This is a genomic window from Candidatus Neomarinimicrobiota bacterium (assembly GCA_022573815.1).
Lineage (GTDB): Bacteria > Fidelibacterota > SORT01 > SORT01 > SORT01 > JACZTG01.
Genome location: JACZTG010000001.1, coordinates 1 through 20,390 on the forward strand (window position 1 = coordinate 1; position 20,390 = coordinate 20,390).

General features: G+C 44.3%; 23 protein-coding genes. All 23 read left to right on the forward strand.

What is annotated here, in order from left to right; genetic code table 11:
- On the forward strand, positions 1 to 200 hold a 200-nt coding region (locus IIB39_00005), incomplete at its 5' end, for a sulfurtransferase TusA family protein (GenBank protein ID MCH8927081.1).
- Positions 201 to 253: 53 nt separating this feature from the next.
- Positions 254 to 775, forward strand: a complete 522-nt coding sequence (locus IIB39_00010) for a DsrE/DsrF/DrsH-like family protein (GenBank protein MCH8927082.1) — start codon at positions 254 to 256, stop codon at positions 773 to 775.
- Between the two features lie 257 nt (positions 776 to 1,032).
- Positions 1,033 to 1,407: a DsrE family protein gene (locus tag IIB39_00015; protein MCH8927083.1), complete on the forward strand. Its 375-nt coding sequence runs from the start codon at positions 1,033 to 1,035 to the stop codon at positions 1,405 to 1,407.
- Positions 1,408 to 1,422: 15 nt separating this feature from the next.
- Entirely contained in the window at positions 1,423 to 1,884 is a 462-nt protein-coding gene (locus tag IIB39_00020; GenBank protein MCH8927084.1) for a glycine cleavage system protein H, read from the forward strand.
- 61 nt (positions 1,885 to 1,945) lie between these two features.
- The gene (locus IIB39_00025; protein ID MCH8927085.1) at positions 1,946 to 2,233 is read left to right on the forward strand and encodes a hypothetical protein; all 288 of its coding nucleotides are present in this window, start codon (positions 1,946 to 1,948) and stop codon (positions 2,231 to 2,233) included.
- Positions 2,234 to 2,331: 98 nt separating this feature from the next.
- On the forward strand, positions 2,332 to 2,970 hold the full coding sequence (locus IIB39_00030) for a 4Fe-4S dicluster domain-containing protein (GenBank protein MCH8927086.1): 639 nt from the start codon (positions 2,332 to 2,334) through the stop codon (positions 2,968 to 2,970).
- Between the two features lie 23 nt (positions 2,971 to 2,993).
- Positions 2,994 to 4,190, forward strand: a complete 1,197-nt coding sequence (locus tag IIB39_00035) for a heterodisulfide reductase subunit B (GenBank protein ID MCH8927087.1) — start codon at positions 2,994 to 2,996, stop codon at positions 4,188 to 4,190.
- Positions 4,183 to 5,244, forward strand: coding sequence for a CoB--CoM heterodisulfide reductase iron-sulfur subunit A family protein (locus tag IIB39_00040; protein ID MCH8927088.1), 1,062 nt, complete (start codon positions 4,183 to 4,185; stop codon positions 5,242 to 5,244). Before IIB39_00035 ends, IIB39_00040 begins: the two co-directional genes overlap by 8 nt.
- 4 nt (positions 5,245 to 5,248) lie before the next feature.
- On the forward strand, positions 5,249 to 6,007 hold the full coding sequence (locus IIB39_00045) for a hypothetical protein (protein ID MCH8927089.1): 759 nt from the start codon (positions 5,249 to 5,251) through the stop codon (positions 6,005 to 6,007).
- Complete coding sequence (locus tag IIB39_00050) at positions 6,007 to 7,302, forward strand: (Fe-S)-binding protein (GenBank protein MCH8927090.1); 1,296 nt, start codon at positions 6,007 to 6,009, stop codon at positions 7,300 to 7,302. Before IIB39_00045 ends, IIB39_00050 begins: the two co-directional genes overlap by 1 nt.
- A gap of 53 nt (positions 7,303 to 7,355) precedes the next feature.
- Complete coding sequence (locus IIB39_00055) at positions 7,356 to 7,862, forward strand: hypothetical protein (protein ID MCH8927091.1); 507 nt, start codon at positions 7,356 to 7,358, stop codon at positions 7,860 to 7,862.
- 25 nt (positions 7,863 to 7,887) lie between these two features.
- Positions 7,888 to 8,052 carry a hypothetical protein gene (locus IIB39_00060; GenBank protein ID MCH8927092.1) on the forward strand — a complete coding sequence of 55 codons (165 nt, stop codon included), beginning with the start codon at positions 7,888 to 7,890 and terminating at the stop codon, positions 8,050 to 8,052.
- A 47-nt stretch (positions 8,053 to 8,099) separates the two neighbouring features.
- Positions 8,100 to 8,843 (forward strand): electron transfer flavoprotein subunit beta/FixA family protein, encoded by a 744-nt coding sequence (locus tag IIB39_00065; protein MCH8927093.1) that lies wholly within the window; start codon positions 8,100 to 8,102, stop codon positions 8,841 to 8,843.
- A gap of 51 nt (positions 8,844 to 8,894) precedes the next feature.
- Positions 8,895 to 9,830, forward strand: a complete 936-nt coding sequence (locus tag IIB39_00070) for an electron transfer flavoprotein subunit alpha/FixB family protein (GenBank protein MCH8927094.1) — start codon at positions 8,895 to 8,897, stop codon at positions 9,828 to 9,830.
- Between the two features lie 79 nt (positions 9,831 to 9,909).
- Entirely contained in the window at positions 9,910 to 11,955 is a 2,046-nt protein-coding gene (locus IIB39_00075) for a (Fe-S)-binding protein (GenBank protein ID MCH8927095.1), read from the forward strand.
- Between the two features lie 9 nt (positions 11,956 to 11,964).
- Positions 11,965 to 12,411 carry a glycine cleavage system protein H gene (locus tag IIB39_00080; protein MCH8927096.1) on the forward strand — a complete coding sequence of 149 codons (447 nt, stop codon included), beginning with the start codon at positions 11,965 to 11,967 and terminating at the stop codon, positions 12,409 to 12,411.
- Positions 12,411 to 13,535, forward strand: coding sequence for a lipoate--protein ligase family protein (locus tag IIB39_00085; GenBank protein MCH8927097.1), 1,125 nt, complete (start codon positions 12,411 to 12,413; stop codon positions 13,533 to 13,535). The genes IIB39_00080 and IIB39_00085 overlap by 1 nt, the downstream gene beginning before the upstream one ends.
- Entirely contained in the window at positions 13,528 to 14,502 is a 975-nt protein-coding gene (locus IIB39_00090; protein MCH8927098.1) for a radical SAM protein, read from the forward strand. Before IIB39_00085 ends, IIB39_00090 begins: the two co-directional genes overlap by 8 nt.
- An 11-nt stretch (positions 14,503 to 14,513) precedes the next feature.
- Positions 14,514 to 15,605 carry a radical SAM protein gene (locus tag IIB39_00095; protein ID MCH8927099.1) on the forward strand — a complete coding sequence of 364 codons (1,092 nt, stop codon included), beginning with the start codon at positions 14,514 to 14,516 and terminating at the stop codon, positions 15,603 to 15,605.
- 3 nt (positions 15,606 to 15,608) lie between these two features.
- Positions 15,609 to 16,601 (forward strand): lipoate--protein ligase family protein, encoded by a 993-nt coding sequence (locus IIB39_00100; protein ID MCH8927100.1) that lies wholly within the window; start codon positions 15,609 to 15,611, stop codon positions 16,599 to 16,601.
- Positions 16,601 to 17,764 (forward strand): radical SAM protein, encoded by a 1,164-nt coding sequence (locus IIB39_00105; protein MCH8927101.1) that lies wholly within the window; start codon positions 16,601 to 16,603, stop codon positions 17,762 to 17,764. Before IIB39_00100 ends, IIB39_00105 begins: the two co-directional genes overlap by 1 nt.
- Before the next feature lie 28 nt (positions 17,765 to 17,792).
- Complete coding sequence (locus IIB39_00110; protein MCH8927102.1) at positions 17,793 to 18,809, forward strand: hypothetical protein; 1,017 nt, start codon at positions 17,793 to 17,795, stop codon at positions 18,807 to 18,809.
- The gene (locus IIB39_00115; protein ID MCH8927103.1) at positions 18,806 to 20,389 is read left to right on the forward strand and encodes a 4Fe-4S binding protein; all 1,584 of its coding nucleotides are present in this window, start codon (positions 18,806 to 18,808) and stop codon (positions 20,387 to 20,389) included. Before IIB39_00110 ends, IIB39_00115 begins: the two co-directional genes overlap by 4 nt.
- Position 20,390 lies beyond the last annotated feature (1 nt).

Genomic DNA, 20,390 nt, shown 5'->3' on the forward strand with positions numbered 1-20,390 from the left:
GAATGCAATGCCCTCTTCCAATTGTAAAAACAAAGAAAATGATAGACTCAATGGATGTTGATCAGATACTAAAGATGATTTCTACCGATCCGGGATCCATAAATGATATGGCAGCGTGGTCGCGGCGTACAGGGCACGAACTGCTCGAAAGTATCACCAATAACGGAGAATTTATTTTCTATATAAAGAAAGCTGCCTGACAAAGACATTTCGGGCAAAAAAAATTAGCCGGGGGAAAGCTTAGGAGGTAATTATGAGCAGTAAAAATGGAAAAAAGAAAAGGATGGCTCTTATAGCATCGAGAGGCACTCTTGATTGGGCATATCCCCCATTCATTCTAGCTTCAACGGCAGCGGCAATGGATATGGAGGTAGCAATATTCTTCACGTTCTATGGGTTACCGCTTTTGAAAAAGAAACTCGATGCAAAAGTCGCCCCCGCAGCTAACCCGGCAATGCCGATGAAATTGCCGTTTGGTCCAAAAGCGTTGAAGAATTTCGACTGGCCCATACCGAATATAATTTCGTCAAACCTGCCGGGTTTTCAATCAGGCGCCACAGCGCTTATGAAGCAAACATTCAAGAAAAAAGGTGTTGCTACTATTGAGGAGCTCAGAAGTATATGTTTGGAATCCGACGTAAAATTGATCGGCTGCACTATGACAATGGACGTATTCGGTTTCAAAAGAGAAGATTTTATTGACGGTATTGAAATCGGCGGCGCGGCAACATTCTTGGAATTCGCCGTGGATGCTGATATTCAGATGTTCATATAAGCACCAGCTTCAGATAATAACTGAGAGTTTAACTTAAGTTAAACTCCATTGAAAAAGGGTAAATGAATAAAACTGTTCGATTAAACAGCGGTTGCGTGATTATGATTTGTCTGAGGAATATTTGCTCATGCATTCATTGTAAAGAATCCCTAATCGGGATTAGGTAAGACTTAATAAGGTCATCGATATAAAATTCGATGACCTTGCTTTTTAGCTTACAAAATATGTCGAACGTTTTTGATTGAGGATTACTAATTATGGTAGAAGAAGGAAAGGTAACAATTTTTGTGACGTTCGGACCTGAGATGCCTCAACGGTGCGCTACACCGTTTTATATGGCAAATGTGGCTATGGCTATGGACAATGAGGCGGAAATGATATTTCAGATAGACGGTACGTTGTTACTGAAAAAAGGTGTTGCAGAGGGAATAGTAGCCAAAGAAGGGGGAAAGAAAATAATTGATTTTATAAGAGAAGCAAAAGAAGCAGGTGTGAAAATGCGCGTTTGTTCCGCGTCTCTTCAGCTCCACGATATGACAGAAGATGATTTGATCGAAGAAGTGGACGGCGTGGTAGGAGCCGCTTATATGACAGATGTAGGTATGGACAGCGACTTAGTTTTAAGTTATTAAAAGGGGAGAAGCCTCATCGCCGAAATAAATAATTGTGTACTGCCGGATGACCTGATGTATCATATTGATTTTAACGTTTGGGTCAGGGATAACGGCGATGGCACTCTGAATATCGGCTTGACGGATATAGCGCAAACAATGGCAGGCTCGGTTATTCACTGCATGCCTAAAAAGGTCGGTAAAGTAGTCAAAAAAGGAAAAAGTCTCTCTACAGTTGAAAGCGGGAAATGGGTAGGTCCTATCAAATCACCTTTTGGAGGCGAAATTATCGCCGTAAATGAAGAAGCACAAAAGGATGCCACTATTTTAAATCGAAGTCCTTATAAGGACGGATGGATAGTGCAACTTAAACCTAATAATTACGAAGAGGATAAAGCCGAATTACATACAGCCGAGGATGCGATACCTCTTTTTGCGGCATATATGTCCGAAAACGATCTGGGGGAATGTATTCATTGCGAGGGATTTGAAAGCTGAGGGGAGCTTAAACTGATAATTCATATCAATACGCCAGGAATCAGAAAGGTTCGCTTATTTTTTGGAAAATAATAAAGATCTGCTCATTAAGGTATTTACACATCCTGCCTGCAGCGGCTGCGGGAGAGCGGTTGAACTTGCATGGAATCTCACACAGGAATACACTTCGTTGAAATTGGTGACAATTAAACTCGAAAATAAAGAAGGTCTCCGGATGGCTCACGACGCAAAAATAAAAACAATCCCTACAGTGATTTATTATTCAGGTGAAGAAGAAAAAATACGAATTGTCGGAACGCCTAAAGGATCTGAACTGAAAGATTCTTATCTGAAATTGTTAGAAAATTAAAAGAACAGGAGAAAGCTCTGTCAATTTATAAAGACGCAAAGTATCAGGACGTACCTTATGAAGAGAAGAAGGCTCTTTTCGATGAAGTTAAAGGCGATATGCGTTGGGATCACATATTCAATGGTTGTTATGAATGCGGCATCTGTGTAGCAGCGTGCCCTTCAGCAAGGTTCTACGACTTTAGTCCCCGTGTGTTCGTTCAAACTCTCGAGCGGGAAGATATTGACACGTTTTATGAACTGATGAATGATTCCGTTTGGGATTGTTCCCAGTGTTTCTCCTGCACTCGCTGTCCGAGGCAGTCAAATCCCGGCGCTCTTATAACCGTAATGCGGGAAGTAGCTGTGAACAACGGCCTGCAATCCGCCAAAGATGCGCTGAAATCATACAGTCGAATTATTTATAAAATTATGTCAACCGGAACGCAGGTGGCTCCTGATATGCTGCAGCCGGATGCGTTCCCCGATTGGGGTCCTCGTGTGAAGGAGATATCCGATAATCTTGAAGATTGGAGAAGAGCAATTCCGCCCGAGACGCTGCACACAGTTGAGCTCGCATGGGACGTAAGTATAAAAACGCGCTTGGAACTATTTATGATTTGGAAGCTTACAGGAAATCTTGATATGATTCAAAATATCGATGAAGGAATATTTATGATACTTGAGGAAGTGATGGAAGAACTCCTTGAAGAACATGGATATGATATTGATGATTATGATAATATCATCGATGATTAAAAGTTAAAAGAAAGGAACAGATAATGTCCGGCATAACAGTGGATTCGGTAATACCTAAGGTAAGCATGAGAAAGTTCGAAAGAACTGAAGCGCCGCCTACCGAAGATTATAGAGAAAAATTATTCGAGCTGGAAAAAGCGGGCGAAATCGAAGTGATAAGAGTTCCAGAGCCTTACGTGGAAGTCGAAACAAAATACGGAAGATTGAAAAAAATCCCGTTGGACCATACCTGGCATCATAAATCATGCGGTCAATGCGGGCATATTCCCGGATATTCAACGGCAATTTTCTGGCTCAACAGACAATTCGGTTTTGATTATCACGACCCGAGAGACCAGACCTCATGTACTGCATGGAATTATTATGCTTCTGCCACATCAAATTCAGCCGCTCAGGCATCAGTGGCAGTTCGAAATTTCGCACAGGCAAAAATTGACGGATATTTTCCGATAATCCATTGTGGTACTAGCTACGGACACTATAAAGAAGTGCGTTCGGATCTGTTGGAATTTCCTGAATTGAGAGAAAAAGTTCGTAAGGTATTAGCCCGAATGGGAAAAACTTTGGTATTCCCGGAAGAGATTGTGCATTATTCGGAATGGGTTCACGTGATGCGACATAAAATTGCAGATAGACAAGTTTTGGACTTCAGCAATTTGACGATTACCGTTCATCCGGCGTGCCATTATCATAAACTCGTGGTGGAAGACGCTATTTACGATAAAGAGCTATATAATGGTCAGCGAACTGCTATTGTCAGCGGATTGGTTAAGGCGATGGGAGCGAAACTCGCTGATTACTCTACGTGGCATGATTGTTGTGGCTTCGGTTTCCGCCATATACTGGTCAGCAGAGATTTTTCACGTTCATTTGCAACATTGAGAAAAATCGAAGTAATGATTAAAGAGGCTAACCCGGATCTTACGCTCACTCATGATACGGGCTGCGTGACTACTCTTGATCAGAGTCAGTTTGCCGCCAAAGCCCACAACAAAAAAGTCGGAATTCCCGTGATGTCTGATGCTCAATTTGCGGCATTGTCTATGGGAGCGCATCCATTCAAAGTGTGCCAATTACACTGGCATAATATGGAAATAAGAACAATACTCGAAAAAATGGGAATTGATTATGATAAGGCTTGGGCTGAATTTCAGCTACAAGTCGATCGGATCAAGTCCGGAGAAATTGATTACCTAACCTGGGAGGATGCAGATGCCTGATCTGCCTGTTTTAGTTATCGGGGGAGGTCCGTGCGGGTTGGAGGCGACCCGGGGAATATCAGACCTTGGATATAATGTCATACTTGTTGATAAAGCCGAGTTTTTAGGCGGAACGCCTATTTCGGCAGACTACGCTGCGCTGACGCCTGATATGAGAAGCGCGGAAGACGCTATGAATGAGATGATCGATGCCATAAAAGATAATCCGTTAGTTGACCTTCGCCTGAATTCATCAGTGATCTCGACTGAGGGCGACGCACCTGATTTGAAAATCGGAATCAAAAATGGAAAGGGTGAAGAAGTGGTAGATGTAGGCAGTGTCATCGTTTCTACCGGCTTTCAGCATTTTGATCCGGGCAAAGAAACACAGATGTACGGATATTATGAATACGACGATGTAATAACTCTTGTGGATGTGGAGCGTATGCTGAAGGCGGGTACTTTCGTCCGTCCTTCCACAGGAGAAAAACCGAAACAGGTTTGCTTTATCCAATGTGTTGGAAGCAGGGATCGGCAAATAGGAAATCAGTGGTGTTCCAAAGTGTGCTGCGGAGTCGCAACAAAAGAAGCAATTGAAATCCGGGATATGGTGCCCGATTGCCGGGTATTCGTTTTTTATATCGACATGAGAATGTATGGATTTTGGGAGGACGAGCTCTACTGGAAAGCGCAGGAAGAAAAACAGGTGAATTTCATCAGAGGCATTGTCACAGAGATAACGATGCGCGGAGATACTCTTGTGGTCAAAGGTGAAGATACTACTATGGGCAGACCGATGGAGATACCAATGGATGTTGTAATTTTATCAATTGGTATGGAACCGAGTAAAGGCTCAAAAGATATGGCAAAAATCTTCAAATTACCTTTGGAACCACACGGTTTTATTGAAACGATCGGTGGAGCGCTGAACACGGTTCAAACTTCCGTTAAAGGAGTATTCGCAGCCGGCGCATCCACAGGACCGGCGGATTTGGAAGACTCGATATCAATGGGCGGCGCCGCCGCAATGAAGGCGTGCGCATTCATCAGAAAATCACAATTAGAGACTGCCTAACCGATTGCTTTACGACTCAATCACATTTAAGGAAATAGTAGATGCGGATTCCGCTCAGGAATTTATGAAAGAAGCAACCAAGCTAGCCAAAACGTGGGAGCTGGAGGATATTGGGAGAAAGCTCGAGGCTAAAAGCGCGATAATTTCCGGGATTCTTGCAGAGGATAAGATTGATTCGTTAAATGAAGATGATCTAAAAAAGGTCATCGGAATGATTTTTACGATTCGCCGTAAAACCAAAAGGATATTGAAAGCGAACGGTCTTGATAATATCAGATCATCAATAACTGATTTACTTTACGGTGAAAAGCGATTAGAAGACCGTTTTGATGAATTCGTCAATTCAATAGAATCTGTAGAGATGAAAATGCGGCTCAACTTTGCCGGCGAGCTCCTGCACTATAGCAACCCCGATAAATATTGGTTATGGACGAATTGGATTTGGGATCCTGATACTAAAACAGGTTCTCTGCCGTTAGTGATACAGGATTTTTCCAATCTATCGGGAACGTCATTAGGGGATACATATTTGCGAGTTGGTAAAGCTACTCTAATGGTGAATGCAGTTGGACATAAGGTAAGTTTTTCGGATATGGCAAAAGGACTTTTCGGAACAAATTTATTCTTAGCGTGTGTTTACGCTGTATATATGTACACGGTGTTTAAAGTGAAATTATCTCAAGAATTCAATAGGATTTTACCCGAGTTGGCGGAACTGACACAAAGGGTATTGGGTGTTTACCAAATGGAGCTTAAGAACTAATGGGAGATCATAAATACGAAAAATTCGTCCAATTAGATAACGCTATTGTTGACGGTGTGGACATTTCAGGTGAATGGAACAAGATGTACGAACCCAGGGAAATCATGGAATATGATTTAACTTATCTGGACAAGGTTATTAATACTCCCGGCGGTGAATCTATGGGTTGGTGCTATCAATGCGCCAAGTGCATAGGCGTTTGTCCCGTAGATAATGTGGGAAGCTACGGGCCGAGAAAGATATACCGGAAACTCCAAACCGGTTATAATCTTTTTGAGGAAGCTGATCTTTGGCTCTGTACTTCCTGCAATAACTGTCTGCGTGTATGTCCAAAAGAAGTTGATATGATGAAGATAATGCCGGCAATTCGCGAGCAAGCTGTCCTTGACGGAAACGTTCCCGAAGAATTGCAGACTATGCTTCAAAACGTAGCCGAATACGGCAATCCGATGGGCGAGTCGCCGCGGAAAAGAGTCAAGTGGACAAAAGATTTGGATGAGACTGTTCGCGATCTTACAAAAGAAGAAGATCCCGGCGCTGTTGATGTCCTCTGGTATGTAAGCGATTATTTCAGCTATCATAATCGCGGTAATGACGCAGCCAAGGCGATGGTTCGTGTATTCAACAAATTGAATATTGATTACGGTATTTTAGGAAAAGAGGAAAGGTGCGACGGCGATTCTCAGCGGTTAGTAGGAGAATCAGGTCTTTTTGAACAGCTCGCCGAGCATAACGACGGACTCTTTCAGAAATTCGAGCATAACACGCTTGTGGTAAGCGACCCTCACGCCTTTAACGCTTTCAAAAACTTCTATCCAAAAGTCACGGGCAATGAGTACAATGTTCAGCATTATACTCAATTCCTGTCGGGCAAGGTGGAAGAATTGAAGTCACTCTATACAACGGAATTCAAGAAAAAAGTCACCTTTCATGACCCGTGCTACTTAGGAAGACACAACGGAGAGTTTGAGGCTCCCCGCGATCTGATAAATTCAATTCCCGGTGTTGAGTTTGTCGAAATGTACAGGAATCGTCAGCAGGGGTATTGTTGCGGCGGCGGCGGCGGTGGAATGTGGTTAGATGGATTGGTCGCCGATCATACGACCGAACGTCTGTCGGAAAACAGGGTAAAGGAAGCTGTGGAAGTAGGAGCGGAGGTATTGGTTGTATGCTGTCCCTACGAAGTGTCCCGTTTTGAAGATGCGGTAAAATCAACCAACAATGACGAAAATCTTGAAGTGTGGGATATTATTGAGATAATTGATTTCTGCATCTCCGGCGGAGCTGCAGCGTAAGATTTTATTAAGCGTTGAAAGACAAAATAACAATTAAAGAGAACGGCTGACCTATGGAAAATTCACTTGCTGTCAATTTAGCGGATGCATCCTGGCAACGGTTGCGTTCTATGGCATTGGCAACCGAACGGTATGAAAACTTTGTGGCGCTGGGTTCATCGAATATGTCAGATGATAAAAGTAACGGGAAATGGACACCGAATTTAAAGATAAACCCGCCTGAGGCTCTGGCGCTGGATTATCTGTCTATGACCATAAGAGACGCGTTTGAAAGAGAAAATTCTGAGATAATGCTCCAACTTTCAGGAACCGAGCAAATCCAGCCTCTGGCTTTATCCGAGAAATTGGGAATGGCAGAACTTTCCTTGAGAGAAAGACTCGGAAATCTTTCTCAATGCGGATTAGTAATGAAAAATCTTGAGAGCGGGGGATATTTACTTACCGATGCGGGTGACGCTGTTGCGAACCTGATTCGAGATGCGGTGACCAATTTATCCCTGCGGATCGAGAAGGAACTCCCGGAACTCAATATAAAAAAAGAAGAACTCAAACATTGCTGATTGGCGAGCGCATTGAATTGGGTGATTGTGGAATGGGGATGCCTGTCATCCGCGCATGGCAGGCGCTGAAGAAACAGCCCGTCGGGGGAATAGTCTGGTTGACGAGTTCACATCCGTGAGCGGAGCCCGATATCAACGCCTGGTGCAGGTCGTCCGGACAGAAGTTGCTGAAGATGGAAGAGGACGCTGAAGGAAAACATTTTTACGTTCAAAGGATGAACTGATAAGGGAGAAATATTGAAAATAGTTGTTCCAATGCAATTAGTGCCTGATTTAGTGGAAGACCTTGAAGTAGATAACACAGGAAAGGCTTTAAATGAGGAAGATCTAAAATTAAAACTTAATGAATTTGACGATCACGCTCTCGAAGAAGCGATACAGCTGAAGGAATCGGACGGCGCTGAAGTGGTGGCGATGACTCTTGACGGAGAAGGCGCAGACAAACTTCTTTTTACCGCTCTGGCAAAAGGCGCCGACAAATGTCTGAAGATAACGGGTGCCGCAGCATCTGATTCACATCAACGGGCAAAGGTTTTTGCCAATGCTATCAGTTCCGAAGGTTACGATCTTGTGCTTACGGGTGTTCAATCAGTGGACGATAGAGACGGTCAGCTGGGTCCTATCTTGGCAACTTATCTCGATGTTCCAAGCGTGAGCGTTGTTTCTAATGTCTCGATATCCGGTAGCACGGTAACTCTCCGCAAGGAATATTCAGGCGGCTACATGGCTGAGTATGATGTTGAAACGCCTGCTGTGCTTGGAATACAAGCCGCGCGGCAAACGCCGCGATATGCTCCTGTGAGTAAGATAAAACAGATACAGGAAACTATGAGTATTGACAATACGGAGGCTGGAGATTCAGGGTCAGGAAGTGGAAGCGAAATCACGAAAATGGCGCCCCCTGCAAAGGGAGAAGGAGCAAAGATGCTTGATTCTGTTGACGAGCTGATTGAAGTGCTGAAAAATGCGGGCGCACTTTAGTGAACAGTATTAAAAAACAGATATTAATTTTATATAATAAATGGAATATATATGAGCGAACTTTTTGTAGTAACTGAACATCTTAATGGCGATTTCCAGGATATAACGTTTGAAATGTTAGGAAAAGCAAAGGAATTGTCAAACGGTGGGAAATGTACAGCCATTGTATTTGGGAATATGAAAGATAAATATGCGGAATTGGGAGCTGCCGATAATGTTTTATCCGTAGGTGGAAGCAGCGAATATAATCCCGAAGAATATGCCGCAGCGGTGAAGTCGGCTGTGAGTGAGAAGAATCCGGATTTAGTTCTAATAGGTTCAACCTCAATGGGGATGGACATCGCATCTCCGGTGGGTACGGGTCTCAATATTCCTGTGGTAGCGTATTGTACGGCTATTGAAGCGTCTGATGGCGGTTTTTCGTGTACAAGTCAACTTTACGGCGGCAAGATGGACGTGGTTTCTAATGTTCCTTCGCCGGCTATAGTTATGGTGAGTTCCGGAGCGTTCGATGCCGCAGCAGGAAAAGTTTCCGGTTCGCCCGCCGTTGAAGAATTCAGCGGCGACGCAGGTGCCGGCAAGGTGACGTTCAAATCGCTTATTGAGCCGGAAGCAGCCGATGTTGACATCACTCAAAGTAATATTATAGTGGCGATCGGAAGAGGAATAGGAAGTAAGGATGATGTAGAAGTTGCTGAAGAGATCGCCGAAGCTTTGAACGCCGATGTTGCCGGAACAAGACCGCTTATAGATGCGGGTTGGCTGCCGAAATCAAGGCAGGTAGGGAAATCCGGGCTAAAAGTTAAGCCTAAGGTTTATATCGCTCTCGGAATATCAGGCGCTCCCGAACATATAGAGGGAATGAAAGAATCGTCCACTATAATCGCGATTAACACTGACAAAAACGCTCCGATTTTCGACGTGGCTCATTATGGAATGACGGAAGACCTTTTTGACGTGTGTGAGGATTTATTGGATAAACTGTAATCCGGTTGTCATATTGAGATATTCCATTTGGTCTGTCTCGTTGCTTCATTATTAATAACCTGTTAAATGCGAGTAAACTTTGTTAACGCAAACAGAACAGATAGCGTTTATACTTCTCACCGTTGTTAGCATAGCGTTTGCATGGCGTGGTTTCAGCCGATTATTCAAGATTGTCAAGAGTGGAGCTGATACCGACCGGAGCGACGGATTAAGCGTCAGATTCATAAAGGCTCTTTTTGAAGTTGGAATTCAGAAACCTGTCTTTAAAGCCCGTCGCTGGGTAAGCGTTTTTCACTCATTCATCTTTTTCGGGTTCAGCTTTTACCTCTTGGTGAACGTGAATGACATCTTGGAAGCGTATGTTGACGGGTGGCATCTTATCGGAGCCGGTACCTTAGCCGGAGTGTTCAATCTCTTTGCGGACATATTCAGCATCTTCGTTATTGTCGGAATGAATTTTTTTCTTTATCGGCGATTTGTTACAAAACCGAAAGAACTTGGTTACAACGATAATGTTATGCTTCATCCCGGTGTAGATTCAGGGGGAATAAAACGGGATTCTCTGTTAGTGGGTGTGTTTATTCTGTTGCATGTGGGCTCAAGATGGCTCGGCACTGTTTTCCATATAGCGGAATTGGGGCATGGCGATCCGTGGCTTCCTATTGCCAATTTATTTGCGCCTCTCTTTTCATTTATGAGCCATGAGTCCCTTGAAATTGCGATTCATATTACGTGGTGGCTTGCAATGGGTTTGATAGTAATTTTTATACCGTATTTCCCGAGGAGCAAACATCTTCATCTAATGGTTGCGCCTGTCAACTTAGCGTTAGGGCGAAAAACTCCCCCAGGGAGGATGGACGATGTACTGAATATATCTTCTCCGGGAGCTGCGTCTCTCACCGACCTTCCTTGGCCGCAGGTGCTGGACGCTTATGCCTGTATAATGTGTAACAGATGTCAGGAAGTCTGTCCCGCTCACACGTCAGGAACTCCACTGAGTCCAGCGGCGTTGGAGATAAACAAGCGGTATTTTATCAACGAAAAAGGCGATGAAGTTCTCAACGGCGCAGGCGCGCAAAGTCTGATCGATTATGCTATTTCAGATGAAGCCGTATGGGCCTGCACAACCTGCTATGCGTGCGTTCAGGTCTGTCCGGTGGGAAACGAGCCTCTTATGGATATACTGGAATTACGTCGGAATATGGTTTTTGACGGTAGGATGCCGGACGAGCTTGCCGATGTGCTTCGGAGCTTAGACGAGCAGGGCAATTCGTTCAGGGAATCTGCAAGAAGGCGAACGCGTTGGACGAAGGATTTAGATTTTGAAATAAAAGACGCTAAATCGGAACCCGTGAAGTATTTATGGTATGTAGGCGATTTTGCGTCATACAACCAATCGTGCAGGGACGTGAGCAGAAAATTAGCGCGGATTCTCCATTCGGCGGGAGTGGATTTCGGAATTATTATGAAAGGCGAAAAATCTGCGGGCAACGATGTTCGCAGGGTTGGCGAAGAAGGATTATTCGAAGCATTGGCGGAAGAAAATATTGAAACTCTCGCTCAGTGCGATTACGAGGAGATTTTTACTACCGATCCTCATACATATAACGCGCTGCATAACGAATACGGAAAATTTGGCGCTGAATATAAGATTAAACACTACTCCACACTGTTGAATGAGCTGATTGAAAGCGGAATGATAGAAATTAAAAAGAAAATCGACGCAAAAGCCACTTATCACGATCCATGCTATCTCGGTCGTTATAACGGAAATTATGAAGCTCCGCGTGACTTGATGAAAAGTTGCGGGGTAGAGCTGGTAGAGATGCCTCGGAACAGAGAAAACTCTTTCTGCTGCGGCGCGGGAGGCGGAAGAATCTGGATGAAAGACCACGATGATATGACACAGCGTCCGAGTGAGAACAGAATAGAGGAGGCGATGGCTCTCGGTGGGATCGAATATTTCACAGTTTCCTGTCCGAAGGACTTTACGATGTATTCCGATGCGGTGAAAACATCCGGCAACGAAGGGAAGATAGAAGTCAGGGATATTGTTGATTATCTGATGGAAGCAATGGATTTACATGAAGAATCTGCGGCGAAAGAACCTCTGATTACAGAATAGGAGAGAAGTATGAGCGACAGCACACAACTAAAATTTCCTGCCGACCGATATTACCATTCATCCAATCATATGTGGGCTAAGGAGACGGATGAAAACGGTGAAATACTGGTAGGCATTGATGCGTTAGCGCTCGATTCGCTGGGTGAAATAGCCTATGCGTCTTTTGTTGAGATAAATACGGAAGTTAAAGCAGGCGACTCTATCGGTACGCTTGAATCCGCCAAGATGACCACCGAAATATTCTCTCCCATATCCGGCGTGGTATCAGCTGTGAACGACATAGTACCGGAAACTCCGCTGCTTATCAACGAACAGCCCTACGGTGAGGGTTGGCTGGTTGTTATCCGTGCGTCAGCTTGGGAAGCTGAATGCGCTGATTTAATATCTGGCGAAGAGATTTTTGAATGGTCACAGAATGAAATCGCAAGATATGAAACGGAAAATAATCAGAACTGATGGACTTGCGTCTTATAAAAGAGAACGGAGTCAGTGGCAGTTCCGGTTTAGCTGCTGACGAATCAATGGCTCTCAGGGTGGGGAGTGAAAAATCCCGTCCAACCCTAAGGCTCTATACCTATGATTCCTACAGCGCTCTTGTAGGAAGATTCCAAAACATTCAGAAAGAACTTAATCTCGAATATTGTCTCCAAAACTGTGTGGAATTTAACAGGCGACCCACAGGCGGAGGCGCAATTATTATGGGCGCAGACCAGCTCGGCGTCGCGTTAGCGTTGAAAGGAAACAAAACCGATACATATCATCGCGCTCGAGTATTGATGAAACAGTTTTCTGAGGGAACGGTGAAAACGCTTTCGAAGTTCGGTATCGAAGCTTCGTTCCGCGGGAAGAATGATATTGAGGTTGATGGAAGAAAAATCGCCGGATTGGGACTGCATAAAACAAGGACAGGCGGTCTTCTTTTTCACGCTTCAATTCTTGTAAACCTTGACGTGGAGCTAATGCTCAACGTATTGAGAACTCCCCTTAAAAGAATAACTGATAAAGCGGTTAAACTCGTTTCCGGCAGGATTACAACTGTGCGTAAACTTTTATCAAATGATATAACTGTAGATGAATTCAGCGCCGAGTTGGAAAAAGGTTTTTCTAAAGTATTCGGAGTAAATCTGATAAAGGGAGACTGGAGCAGTGAAGAAATCGGAGAATCTAATAAGTTGGAAGCAGAAAAATATCTGACAGAAAAATGGATCTATTCTAAATCAAATGTCAAGGAGATGAATGGGAGAGCGGTCAGAAAAACAGAGGGTGGATTATTAGAGGTATCTGTAAATTTAGCGGGAAACACGCTCAAAAAAGTGCAGATCGGCGGAGACATTTACGTTTCCGAAAACGCGCTGGCAGATTTGGAGTTCAGCCTCGCCTGGCATTCCGCTGCCTCTGATAAGATAAAGGAAACTTTGAAACGGGTGTATAAAAAAAGAGAAAATGAATTTTCCAGGATCAGCTTTGATGACTTATATAACGGCGTACAGGATGCTGTGAAAGACGCTTCTAATAACAGAACGGATATTGAAACCATGCCTTACGGCTGTTTCGTTAAAACGGATGGAAGTTATGCCTGAGCTCCTAACTCTGCCGGAAAATGTGACCGAGTTCCAAGTTGACCCGAATTGTATGTCTATTCGTCGGAGGAATTTTTCAAACGAAATTACTTTTCATATGCCCGGCCTCAAGACGCACCGGACTTCAGAAATTGAAGGTTCATTGACGGAATTTGTTTCTCTGAGTGTGACGGGTTCAGCCTGCGCATTGAGCTGCGAGCACTGCAAAACGGAAGTGCTGAAGGGAATGGTGGATCTGACAGCCGAAGGGGGTTCTTTATATGATACCTGCCAGCGATTAGCGGAAAAGGGCGCACGGGGAGTTTTGGTCTCAGGCGGCAGTGACCTGAAAGGCAGAGTCCCACTGTTGCAGCACGTGCCCGATTTGATAAGGATTCGAAAGGAATTAGGTTTGATTATTCGTTTGCATGTCGGACTTCCCGACGAGGAAACGTGCGCGGCTATCTCGGAAATCGGCATAGACGGAGCGATGCTGGATATCATCGGTGATCAGGAAACAATATCCGATGTCTATCATCTGTCGGCTACGCCGGATGATTACGGAATGGCATTGGAAAATCTACAGCGATACAATGTGCCGACAATTCCGCATATTATCATCGGGCATTATTTCGGAAAGATGAAAGGTGAATGGAACGCGCTTCAGATGATTAAGAATAACCCGCCGAAAATTTTGGTACTGGTAATATTGATGCCGCTCACGGGAACGCCTATGGCAAACGTTTTACCTCCTTCAATGGACGAAATCGGATTGTTTTTTCAGACAGCCCGGATTGCATTACCAGAGACTCCTGTTATGCTGGGATGCGCCAAGCCGATAGGCGAAATGAAGCTGGGAGTAGATAAATTAGCCCTTGAAACGGGATTGAACGGAATCGCTTACCCCGCTGACGGGATAGTGGGTCAATCCGAACAACTCGGATTAAAGCCGAATATCGTAAATGCTTGTTGTGGAGTAACCTGGTAAAAGGGATAATAATGGCAACTGAGATGTTAGCTCTGAGTGAGCAAAAGGAAATGCGGAATTTAAGCCCCGATTATGTGAGGATAAGCGCGGCGGCGGCAATCGAGCTGGGGCTAAAGCCGGGTCGGCTTGACAGGTGTAACTGTGGATGTATCAACTTGCTTCAGAATTATCCTGAAGGCTGTTACGCGAATTGCAGCTATTGCGGATTGGCCAGGGAACGTCCCGGTATTGCAGAAGAAAATTCGTTTATCAGAGTTGATTGGCCCCTTTATCCAACGGAGCAGGTGGCGGAGAAAATAGCTGAAAGGGAAGCGAATGGCGGGGTCGGAAGAGTTTGTATTGCGCAGGTGCAGGATCATCGGGCAAACGCAGATCTTCTAAGTATGACGAAAATTGTTCACAGCGCGGCTCCTGACGTGCCTATCTCTGCTTTGGTTACAGCGACACTGATGGACAGACAGGTTCTTGCGGAGATAAAAGAAGCCGGAGCGGATATTATCGGAATCGGGATGGACGCCGCCACAGAAGAGATTTTTTATAATACCCGCGGAAAAGGCGCAAAGGGTCCCCACGATTGGAATTATCACTGGGAAATTGTAAATCTTGCCCGCGAGATGTACGGCGCTTATAAAGTGAATTGCCATATCATCATCGGATTGGGCGAGACCGACAGGGATTTGACGAACATCTTTTATAAATGTAAGGAAGAGCAGTTGTCGTGCTACCTGTTCTCATTCAATCCTGAGCCGGGAACGGCATTGCAGGATTCGGAACGTCAGCCGATAGCCAGGCATCGGCGTATTCAGCTGGTCAAACAGTTGATAGAAAATAATGGACTTTCAAAAGACGCATTGGAATTTGATAAAAACGGATTTATCTCGAATATAGATTATTCCGCTGATATTATTAATTTAACAGTGAATGAAGGAATCGCGTTTATGACGGACGGATGTCCCGATAGAGATGGTGTGATGGCGTGCAACAGACCATGCGGTTCCTACAGACCCGGAGAGGAATTCCGGGATTATCCATTTCCGCCAATGTCGAAAGATATAGAAGTGATTCAAAACGAGATGCGTCTAAATGAGGTAATCACCGCGTAAATTATGGTAAAACCGATACGATTGATAGATTTAGGAGCGATTGACGGCATAATGACTCAGGCGGTGTATCACGCGGTAGCGGAGAAAATGGATGAGTCAACGCCCGATACCATAATACTGAACAGCACAAAATCTCCGTATGTTTGTTTTGGCTATCATCAGGATGCGGAAAGTGTCATAGATTTGGATGTGTGCAGAAAATTAAATGTACCTGCGGTTCGCCGTAAATTGGGCGGAGGCGCTACTTATCTTGATGAAAATCAGCTCTTTTACCAGCTGGTATTTCAAAAATCGGAATTGCCGGCAAATTTCAGGAATGTTTATGCGAAAATGTTGGAAGCGCCCGTGAAAACCCTAAAATCGTTTGGACTTAACGCAAAACTAAAAGATATAAACGAGATAGAGGTTGACGGCAAACGGATTGCCGGAACGGGTGGCGGGCAAATAGGCGATGCGTGTGTTGTTGTGGGGAACTTTTTATTCGATTTCGATTTTGAAGCTATGTCTTCATTATGGAAAGCTCCATGGGATTCTTTCCGAACACTTGCGGGAAAAGCGCTTAGGAACCACATTACAACTCTTTGGGAATACGACAGTTCATTCAGCAAAGAAATCATATCGTCGCAACTGATAATAGATTTTTCAGCTGTTTTTCAAAGACCGATTCAGCCGGGAGAATTAACTTCAGATGAGAAAGAACTCTCGGAGGAATTATCTGAGAAATTGAGCTCAACAGAGTTTGTTGTTGATACCAATAAAAACGGTGCGTCGCCAAGACCGCTTAAAATTTCTAACGGAGTTTTTATACACGCTGAAAATTATTCTTTGGGAGTAAATAGAATACGCGGCAGCTTTACGGTGGCAAATAATTTCATAGAAGAATCAATAATCGAGCTGCGGAATGGCAATTTATGGGAAGCAATTGATGTTGATCTTTATGGAATAGAGATTGCTGATTGGACAAATCATATTAAAATTGAATTGCGTGCTGCCTGATGGTTAAACTGCTAAAAAAATATCTGTCTGACCCGTTCCTGAAGCGGCTTTACAGTGAGATTCGAAAAGCAGGCTCTCTCCGGTCCATCTCTGTGGACATCACTCACGAGTGCAATATCCGGTGCAGAGGGTGTTATTTTTTCAGCGAGGGAATGGAAGAGTCTGAGTCTCCTCCCGATGAAAACAAATTTGATGCGTTTATAGAACGAGAGCTCGAACGGGGAACTAATTTTGTCACTGTTGTGGGAGGCGAACCGAGTCTCATGCTGGGGAGACTGAAAAAACTTCATTCAAATTTTCATATAAATGTTTCAACAAACGGTCTTATAAAAATACCATATGAAGGGTTCGAGTCAATGCCTATCGGTGTTTCGGTATGGGGAGATAATCAGACAGACAGATATATGCGAGGCGGCGGAAACGTTGATACATTCGCGATAGCGCTGAAGAATTACAAAGACGATCCAAGAGCGTTCTGGTACTATACTGTGGCTCCGGGACGGAAGAATGAGATTGAGCGGGTAGTGGAGAAGTGTATAAACAACGGTAATCAGGTTTTATTTAATTTTTACGGCGATTTGTTAGGATTTGGCGGGGAATTGGATTCCGGCAGCGGTTTTGACGAAGTGAGAATTGAGATAGACCGAATGATCAGCCTCTACCCTGATAAGATGTTTATGAGTTCTTACCTGAGTAAAATCGTTTCAACAGGCACTTTATACGGTTTGAAATGGGGACATGAAGTATGCACGAGTTTGAGCGCGAATCACGAGGCGAATTTCGAAAGATTGAAAAACGGAAATCCTTATAACCCGCACTTCAGAGCTTATAATGCTGATTTGGAATCTACTCGTAGATGCTGTACCGGAATCAACCGTTCGTGCCATACTTGTTTCGATGTCTGGGAGCATTTTTCGTGGGTAATTCTCAATATGAAAAAACATATCGGATCTAAGCAGGAATTCAGTAACTGGCTAACGACTATGTATCTGTTTTATCTTATAAACCGATTGGTGAATTTTGATGAAGGGATCAAGCTACTGCCGGAAATCCACAAACGGCTTGGAAATACGACTAAGAGAGAATCACATAATATAGATAGAATCAAAATTTCTGCTTTCGCTACCGTGGAAAGCGGGTTAATGGAGATTACCGATCCCTGATTTTGATTCAAAACAGGAGGAGCGAAAAATGATAAACAATAACCATCGTTACTTGTCGTTGTTGGTAACACTGTTTTTCTTAGTCTCAATCCCGGCATTCAGCGACGCAGCCAAAAAGGAATACAGAGTGTATGAGTTCGTAATTGAATCTGTCGAGGGTACATTTGAAGCGGCGGCAGACAGCCTTTCTTCGGCGATAGCAATGTCGGATTGGAAGCTGCTTACTACTATCAATTCCGGTGTTCCGGAAGATTGTGGATTCCGTGCTATAGTATTTGTTTTATATGATTCGACATTCGCGGCGAAAATAATGGATGCGAACCATAAAACAGGGGCTTACGGCACTGTTGACCGGATAAATCTCTTTGAAGATGAAAACGGATTTCACGTGTCGATTGCAAACCGCAAATCAACTGACCGGACGGTCTTGTTGGATGATGAGTCATTCGAGGGAACTACTAAGGCGCAGCATGATAATCTCCGGCTGCTTATTGAATCAGCCCTAAAGGGCACATCAAGCAACAAAGAATATGGTCAGAAGCGTAAAAAAGGATATATCGGACGAACAATGGGCGTTATGGCCGGCGGAAGTTTTGATGGCAAGATTGGTAATATTATTGAATTACCCGGAGCAAACTTTGACGATGTGGTCGGTAAAGCTCGCCAGGGTTTATCTATGACCGGTGAGAAATGGGGGATGCACTTAGTTTACGAATTAAATCTTCCCGGATATAAAACTGTGGTATTCGGAAGTACGGGGACTCCGATGGACAGGAAATCATTCGATATAGTTAAGGCGGGTTCGGACAAATCACGCAAAAAGGGAAAGTGTCCCGGAATTGCTCATGCCGCCGCTTTTCCGATTGAAATCGTAGTACAGGAAGAAAACGGAGTTATCAATGTCAGTAGCGTTAATGCGATGTACAGGATGAAGATGTATTTTGAGGACGCCGGGAAATGGGCGTTTATGAAAAATATGACTATGCCCGGTTCAATAGGAAGTGAATTGGAAGATCAGATCGAAGGAGTATTGGAAGAAGAATGAACTTAGCATTCACAATAGATAATCGGAAGTGTATCGGCTGTCATGCTTGCACGGTAGCATGTAAGTCAGAGCATGATATTCCATTAGGAGTCAACAGAACATGGGTAAAGTATGTGGAAAAGGGCGTTTATCCCGATACCCGCAGACTTTTCTCGGTTCTTCGGTGCAACCATTGTGAAGATGCTCCTTGCATTGATATATGCCCGACCAATGCTCTGCACACTCTCGATAACGGTATTGTGGACTTTGATACTGATCGGTGTATAGGCTGCAAATCATGCATGCAAGCGTGTCCGTATGACGCGTTATATATCAATCCGGAAACTCACGTGGCAGAAAAATGTAATTTCTGCGCCCACCGGATAGAAGCGCAAATGGCGCCGGCATGCGTGATTGTATGTCCCGTTGAGGCGATTGGATTTGGCGATATAAGTGACCCGAACGCCGATATTACGAAACTTATCGCAATGGAAGCTGTTACCGTGCGAAAAGCGGAAAAAGGAACAAAGCCGAAAGTGTTTTATATTAACGGTGACAGCGCTTCGCTTGATCCCGGCTCAACTGCAAAAAAAGACGAATATATGTGGAGCGAGCAATCACGCGGTGTGGGACATTTCGCTCATTACGCCGACCAACGGAGCTCTGAAAAAGACCCTGAAGATCTGCTCGTGCAACTCGCTCTTGATAATAAGGGTAAACATGGGAAAGAGATTCAGGAGACGCTGAAATCCGGGGATGCCCGAAGAGTTTACGACAGTCCGAGCAAGGGCGTTCTCTGGGGCTGGGAAGTATCCGCTTATGTTTGGACAAAGGCTATTTCAGCGGGTCTGTTTATGGTATTGGCTTTAGGAAGCTTGTTCGGATGGTTTGAGATAAGCGCTGGATTGAGAGAAAAATCTCTCTGGTCGTCAATGCTCTTTTTGGTCATTACCGGCGGACTGTTGGTTAAGGACCTTGACCAACCGAAACGGTTTCTCTATGTCCTGCTCCGACCTCATTGGTCATCGTGGTTGGTCAAAGGAGCTTATTTCATCACGGCGTTCGGGGCAATCTTATCTCTTTCCATATTGAATCTTTATTTCCCAACAGGAATAGACAGTCGTCTGTTTGATATTATCGGAGGCTTGATTGCCTTTATGGTAGCCATATACACGGCGTTACTTTTCGCTCAGGCGAAGGGAAGAGATTTTTGGCAGTCGCCGATTGCGCCGGCGCAAATGGGTGTGAATTCACTGCTTGCCGGAACTGCGCTTCTGCTGATGCTCGGCTCCGGCTTAGGCAGCGGGATAATCAATCTCGCAATAGCTCTTCTGATTACAAACCTGTTATTCACCGCACTTGAGCTGTTCACGCCGCATATGACGGACGACGCAAAATCGGTTGCGGATATGATTCTTAAAGGGAGATACGGCAGACAATTCTGGATAACGATAATTTTTTCAAGAGTAGTACCGCTATTATTGTTTATGTTCGCGCCGCAATTATTGCCAATAGATTTAGTGGCGTTGATAGTATTAGCGGGAATATTAAGTACTGAACATATCTGGGTCAGAGCTCCGCAACTGATAACCTTGAGTTGAT

Bases quoted from the DNA above. Each gene is read 5' to 3' on its own strand.
- IIB39_00010 (MCH8927082.1), top strand. From the start codon at position 254: ATGAGCAGTAAAAATGGAAAAAAGAAAAGGATGGCTCTTATAGCATCG.
- IIB39_00015 (MCH8927083.1), top strand. From the start codon at position 1,033: ATGGTAGAAGAAGGAAAGGTAACAATTTTTGTGACGTTCGGACCTGAG.
- IIB39_00030 (MCH8927086.1), top strand. From the start codon at position 2,332: ATGCGTTGGGATCACATATTCAATGGTTGTTATGAATGCGGCATCTGT.
- IIB39_00035 (MCH8927087.1), top strand. From the start codon at position 2,994: ATGTCCGGCATAACAGTGGATTCGGTAATACCTAAGGTAAGCATGAGA.
- IIB39_00040 (MCH8927088.1), top strand. From the start codon at position 4,183: ATGCCTGATCTGCCTGTTTTAGTTATCGGGGGAGGTCCGTGCGGGTTG.
- IIB39_00050 (MCH8927090.1), top strand. From the start codon at position 6,007: ATGGGAGATCATAAATACGAAAAATTCGTCCAATTAGATAACGCTATT.
- IIB39_00055 (MCH8927091.1), top strand. From the start codon at position 7,356: ATGGAAAATTCACTTGCTGTCAATTTAGCGGATGCATCCTGGCAACGG.
- IIB39_00070 (MCH8927094.1), top strand. From the start codon at position 8,895: ATGAGCGAACTTTTTGTAGTAACTGAACATCTTAATGGCGATTTCCAG.
- IIB39_00080 (MCH8927096.1), top strand. From the start codon at position 11,965: ATGAGCGACAGCACACAACTAAAATTTCCTGCCGACCGATATTACCAT.
- IIB39_00085 (MCH8927097.1), top strand. From the start codon at position 12,411: ATGGACTTGCGTCTTATAAAAGAGAACGGAGTCAGTGGCAGTTCCGGT.
- IIB39_00090 (MCH8927098.1), top strand. From the start codon at position 13,528: ATGCCTGAGCTCCTAACTCTGCCGGAAAATGTGACCGAGTTCCAAGTT.
- IIB39_00095 (MCH8927099.1), top strand. From the start codon at position 14,514: ATGGCAACTGAGATGTTAGCTCTGAGTGAGCAAAAGGAAATGCGGAAT.
- IIB39_00100 (MCH8927100.1), top strand. From the start codon at position 15,609: ATGGTAAAACCGATACGATTGATAGATTTAGGAGCGATTGACGGCATA.
- IIB39_00105 (MCH8927101.1), top strand. From the start codon at position 16,601: ATGGTTAAACTGCTAAAAAAATATCTGTCTGACCCGTTCCTGAAGCGG.
- IIB39_00110 (MCH8927102.1), top strand. From the start codon at position 17,793: ATGATAAACAATAACCATCGTTACTTGTCGTTGTTGGTAACACTGTTT.
- IIB39_00115 (MCH8927103.1), top strand. From the start codon at position 18,806: ATGAACTTAGCATTCACAATAGATAATCGGAAGTGTATCGGCTGTCAT.